This is a genomic window from Kitasatospora sp. NPDC057738 (genome assembly GCF_042798815.1).
Taxonomy (GTDB): Bacteria; Actinomycetota; Actinomycetes; order Streptomycetales; family Streptomycetaceae; genus Kitasatospora; species Kitasatospora lactacystinica.
Window position 1 is genome coordinate 95,949 of sequence record NZ_JBHVJT010000015.1, and the last position, 3,710, is coordinate 99,658.

Sequence of the window (3,710 nt, forward strand, 5' to 3'; positions counted from 1 at the left end):
AGAGGGGAGAGCGACAAAGGCGACGAGCGGAGAGGCTGCCGTCGCTGGGGGTGGCGAGGCGGCGGGGGCAGTGCTGCACCCCCTCCACCTCCCCCTCCCCCACCTGCTGGCCGTCCTGGGACGGCTGCCGGAGCGGACCCGGGCCTCCCCCACACGGAGCCGGGCCGCTCGCTCGACACCGACACTACGCCCGCGGAACACCGCCCCCGGACGGTCTTGACGCCCTCCTGTCGTCCACCGGAGCGCTCTTGACGGCTCGTTGACGAGGGCGCGCCGGCGCTCGCCCGCCGGTCCGTCACGGCACGTACCGGTACCCGATCCCCGGCTCGGTGATCAGGTGCCGCGGCCGGGCCGGATCGCGCTCCAGCTTGCGGCGCAGCCCGGCGAAGTAGACCCGCAGGTAGTTGCCGCGCCCCTCCTGGGCCGGGCCCCACACCTCGCGCAGGATCTGCCGCCCGGGCACCAGCCGCCCGGGGTTGGCGAGCAGCAGGGCGAGGATGCGCCACTCGGTCGGGGTGAGCCGGACCGGACCGTTCGGGCCGTTCACCGCGGTGGCCGCGAGGTCCACGGTGTGGTCGCCGATCACCGGCCGGCCCGACGGCACGCCGCCCGGCGGCCGGCGCAGCACGGCGCGCAGCCGGGCCAGCAGTTCCTCCATCAGGAACGGCTTGGTGAGGTAGTCGTCGGCGCCCGCGTCCAGGGCGCCCACCTTGTCGGCGGCGTCCGTCCGGCCGGAGAGCACGATGATCGGCATCGCGCTGCGGGTGCGCAGGCCGCGCAGCACGTCCATCCCGTCGAGGTCGGGCAGGCCGAGGTCGAGCAGGACGGCGTCCGGGGCGCTGTGCGCGGCGCGGTCGAGCGCCTCGCCGCCGCTGGCGGCGGTGCGGACGGCGTACTGCCGGGCGCTGAGGTTGATCCGCAGGGTGCGCAGGAGGGCCGGCTCGTCGTCGACGACCAGGATCTCACTCATGTCGCGATTCCTCCCCGGGGTGTCCGGGCTCGGTGGCGGCGGGGGCTGTGGCGGGGGCTGTGGCGGCGGGCCCGGTGGTGGCGGCGGGCAGGGTGAGCAGCATGGTGGTGCCTCCACCCGGGGTGTCCTCGACCTCCAGGCTGCCGCCCATCGCCTCGGCGAGGCCCCGGGAGAGGGCGAGGCCGAGGCCGACGCCGGTGGTGTTGTCGGTGTCGCCGAGGCGCTGGAAGGGCAGGAAGACCCGGTCGCGGTCCTCGGGGGCGATGCCGGGGCCGCGGTCGATCACCCGGATCTCGACCTGGTCGGCGTGGTGGCTGGCGGTGACCAGGACGGGCGCGCCGGGGGCGTTGTACCGCAGCGCGTTGGTGATCACGTTGGCGAGCACCCGCTCCAGCAGCGGCGGGTCGGCGAGCACCGGCGGCGTGGTCTCCAGGTCGAGCGGCTGGACCGGTGCGTACGGGTCGGGGAGGCTGTCCAGCGCCCGGGGCAGGATCTCGTCCAGGTGGGTCTCGGTGAGGTGCAGGGTGAGCGCGCCGGCCTGGAGGCGGCTCATGTCGAGCAGGTTGTCGACCAGCCGGGTGAGCTTGACCAGCGACTCGTCGGCGGTGGCGAGCAGCTCGGACTGGTCCTCGGGCGAGAACTCGACGTCGGGGCTGCGCAGCGAGCCGACCGAGGCGCGGGCGGCGGCCAGCGGGGTGCGCAGGTCGTGACTGACGGCGGCGAGCAGGGCGGTGCGCATCCGGTCGGCGGCCTTGATCGGCTCGACCTCGGCGGCGACGACGGCCAGCCGGTCGCGCTCCAGCGCGGCGGCGACGTGGGCGGCGAAGGCGGTCAGCACCCGCTGGTCGGCGGCGGGCAGCCGGCGGCCGGTGAGCACCAGGACGGCGTCCGGGCCGACCGGGACCTCGGTGGTCTCGTGCGGCCCGTCGCCGTCGCCCCGGTGGTCCCCCGCGCAGTGCGCGAGCGCCTCGCCGTCGACCCGCGAGAGCAGGGCGACGGCCCGCATGCCGAAGGCCGTCCGGGACTTCTCCAGCAGGGCGGGCAGCGCGTCGGCGCCGCGCAGCACGCTGCCCGCCAGGGTGGAGAGGGTCTCGGCCTCGGCGGTGGCGCGGGCGGCCCGGCTGGTGAGCCGGCCGGCGTGGTCGACCACGGTGGAGACGGTGAGCGCGATGGCGGCGAAGACCACCAGGGCGACGATGTTGTTGGTCTCGCCGATGGTCAGGCTGTGGATCGGCGGGATGAAGTAGTAGTTCAGCAGCACCGAGGCGACGACCGAGGCCAGCAGGGCCGACACGGCTCCGCCGAGCAGGGCGACGATGACCACGCCGAGCTGGAAGATCAGCGCTTCGGTGGTCAGGTTGATGCTGTGGTGCGCCTGGGAGAGCAGGGCGGTGAGCAGCCAGGGCACCGCCAGGCCGGCCAGGTAGCCGGCGAAGGTGCGGCGCCGGGAGTGGCGGCGGCCGAGCGAGGGCAGCCGGCCGCGGCCGGTGAACTCGTGGGTGACCATGTGGACGTCGATGTCCTCGGAGGCGTCCACGGTGGTCTGCCCGGTACCGGGGCCGGTGAGGAAGCGGTTGATCCGGCCGCGGCGGCTGGTGCCGAGCACCAGCTGGGTGGCGTGGTGGGCGCGGGCGAAGGTGAGCAGCGCGGTGGGGACGTCGTCGCCGACCACCACGTGGTAGCTGCCGCCGAGGGCCTCCGCCAGCTGCCGCTGCTGGGCGAGCGCGCCGGAGGAGGCGCCGGCCAGGCCGTCGCTGCGGGAGACGTGGACGGCCAGCAGCTCGCCGCCGGCCGTGCGGTCGGCGATCCGGGCGGCGCGGCGGATCAGGGTCTCGCCCTCGGGGCCGCCGGTGAGGGCGACCACGACCCGCTCGCGGGTCTCCCAGACCCGGTCGATGTTGTGGCTGGCCCGGTAGTCGCGCAGGCCCTCGTCCACCCGCCCGGCCACCCAGAGCAGGGCGAGTTCGCGCAGGGCGGTGAGGTTGCCGACCCGGAAGTAGTTCGAGAGCGCGGCGTCCACCTTCTCCGCCCGGTAGACGTTGCCGTGGGCCATCCGGCGGCGCAGCGCCTGCGGGGCCATGTCGACGAGTTCGATCTGGTCGGCCCGGCGGACCACCTCGTCCGGGACGGTCTCGCGCTGCGGGATGCCGGTGATCTTCCGGACGACGTCGTTCAGCGATTCCAGGTGCTGGATGTTGACGGTGGTGATGACGTCGATCCCGGCGGCCAGGATCTCCTCGACGTCCTGCCACCGCTTGGCGTGCCGGCCGCCGGGGACGTTGGTGTGCGCCAGCTCGTCCACCAGCACGACGGACGGGCGGCGGGCGAGCACGCCGTCGAGGTCCATCTCGTCGAACTCGGCGTCCCGGTAGGCGCGCCGGACCCGTGGCAGGACCTCCAGGCCGGCCAGCATGGCCTCGGTGTGGCGTCTGCCGTGGCACTCGATGTACCCGACCGCGACGTCGGCCCCGCGCTGCTGTCTGCGCCGGGCCTCGTCCAGCATCCGATAGGTCTTGCCGACCCCCGGCGCGGAGCCGAGGTACACCCTCAGGCGGCCGCCGCGGTTGCCGGTGCCGGGGGTGAGGTCGCGGGCCATGGGCACTGCTCTTTCCATCGAAAAGTGGTGCACGTCTGCGGACGCGGGTCGGGCGGAACCGGCGCCCACAATTCCCCCCCCCCCGCCCGACCCCACCCCCACCCAACCTCTGCTGAGGACGTCCCTCCCCCTCTTTTTCTCACC

General features: G+C 74.7%; 2 protein-coding genes. Both read right to left on the reverse strand.

Going from position 1 to position 3,710, the window contains the following annotated elements:
• Positions 1 to 295: 295 nt before the first annotated feature.
• On the reverse strand, positions 296 to 970 hold the full coding sequence (locus ACFVGO_RS11065) for a response regulator (protein ID WP_359897555.1): 675 nt from the start codon (positions 968 to 970) through the stop codon (positions 296 to 298).
• Positions 963 to 3,566, reverse strand: a complete 2,604-nt coding sequence (locus ACFVGO_RS11070) for an ATP-binding protein (protein ID WP_380631396.1) — start codon at positions 3,564 to 3,566, stop codon at positions 963 to 965. The genes ACFVGO_RS11065 and ACFVGO_RS11070 overlap by 8 nt, the downstream gene beginning before the upstream one ends.
• Between the last annotated feature and the right edge of the window lie 144 nt (positions 3,567 to 3,710).